1 protein-coding gene and 1 pseudogene are annotated in these 1,025 nt (G+C 60.0%); one reads left to right on the top strand and one right to left on the bottom strand.

Annotated elements, in window-relative coordinates:
- The first annotated feature begins 209 nt into the window (after nt 1-209).
- Complete coding sequence (locus QMG52_RS21745; RefSeq protein WP_283562480.1) at nt 210-563, top strand: hypothetical protein; 354 nt, start codon at nt 210-212, stop codon at nt 561-563.
- A gap of 101 nt (nt 564-664) precedes the next feature.
- On the opposite strand, the pseudogene QMG52_RS21740 reads toward QMG52_RS21745, so the two are convergent.
- A pseudogene (locus tag QMG52_RS21740) lies at nt 665-880 on the bottom strand (transposase); the annotation flags it as partial.
- Nucleotides 881-1,025 lie beyond the last annotated feature (145 nt).

Raw genomic sequence — 1,025 nt, 5'->3', positions numbered from 1 at the left:
ATGCTTGATTTCTGCACGCCGTTTTCCAACCTCGATTTTTGTACCTTTGACAGTCAAAAATCCTAGGTAGAAAGCGGCGTGTGGTCGTTAAGGCGCGCAGGTCACGCCCACGGATATGTCACAAGAGTCTGTATTGCTAGGAATTCTCTCATGTTATCTTCTCACCTTGCCCTGTTCGTCGACGGCAGCAGGAAGATCACGACCGCGCCGTGGCTCGCCTGCCGGCCGCGACGTCGATCACGGTCATCTTGCGGGTGAAGGAACGACCCTCGAAAGCGTTCTGGGGGGTCGTCGGCCTCGGGGCGGCAGCGGCGGTGTTCTTCGCCGCATTGCAGGGCGGGGGCTTCGGGAATCTGACTTGGGCCGATCTGCTCCTGTTCGCGGCCGTGATAGCGGCAGCGTTCGGCTACGCGGAAGGCGGCCTCCTGGCCCGTGAACTAGGCGCATGGCAGACCGTTTCATGGGCACTTGTCCTCGCAGCGCCGCTGATGACCGGCGCCTCGATCACCCAGCAGGTACTCCTGTGCAGTGGCTTGCGCCCCCGAAACCTGATTCCGGGATGAAATGACTGGCCTAATTCTTACCGCTCTTTTGGCCTGAAACGGGTCACCAACATGGCTCAAATTCCTGGCTGAAACGGCCTACAGATAGTCGATCACACACAGCCTCGGTTTAGTCGGTGACGGACCGTGTTGCCGGACGAGGCCGATAACGGGTTGACCCTGGCGAGGGAAGCGTACGCGGCTTCCGAATGGACCCGCCCCTGGTGGGACCAGACGGCCAGGCACGTGGCGGCGGTGACGGCATCGAAGCCCTTCACTTCCAGCAGAGGCGCAGCTTCGCTGACCTTGACCAGCTCCGTGATCTGCTTGTCGTTGCCAGTCAATTCCTGATCAAGCGAAAAATGTCAAGCTGTATGGAGTCACTTGGCGCTTAGCGTGGCTGTTCTTGTTTCGGGGAGGTTGATGCCGACATGGTCGGCCGGGGCTGGTGTGCTGGGTCGGCGGCGGAACCTTCCAGGATTT

The sequence above is a fragment of the Paenarthrobacter sp. PH39-S1 genome, assembly GCF_030063245.1.
Taxonomy (GTDB): domain Bacteria; phylum Actinomycetota; class Actinomycetes; order Actinomycetales; family Micrococcaceae; genus Arthrobacter_M.
Note: the sequence above shows the minus strand (reverse complement) of the source record. Positions and strands in the feature narration are given on the sequence as shown.